This is a genomic window from Bacillus cereus group sp. BfR-BA-01430, assembly GCF_022663115.1.
Taxonomy (GTDB): Bacteria; Bacillota; Bacilli; order Bacillales; family Bacillaceae_G; genus Bacillus_A; species Bacillus_A cereus_BD.
Map to the genome: position 1 here is coordinate 1 of NZ_JAKUEW010000113.1, position 223 is coordinate 223.

Sequence of the window (223 nt, forward strand, 5' to 3'; positions counted from 1 at the left end):
GTAGGCATGCAGGTATATTGTGCTGAGTGTAATAAAGATTATGACATGCAGCCGAAAGTAAAACAGCTTCCTAATCGAATTGATAAGTGCTACTTTACGTGTCCTCATTGTGGCCATGAACATGTGGCGGCATATGTGAATGATAAGATTCGTAAGTATCAAGATGATATAGCAAAGTATCAAGAACGGATTAGTAAAAAGAATCTTGCTATTGAAGATGAAA

At 36.8% G+C, this 223-nt stretch carries 1 protein-coding gene; it reads left to right on the forward strand.

Annotated features, from left to right (window positions below):
* Window positions 1–6: 6 nt before the first annotated feature.
* Window positions 7–223, forward strand: a 217-nt coding sequence (locus MR058_RS23930; RefSeq protein ID WP_242145956.1) for a hypothetical protein, incomplete at its 3' end; no start/stop codon positions are given.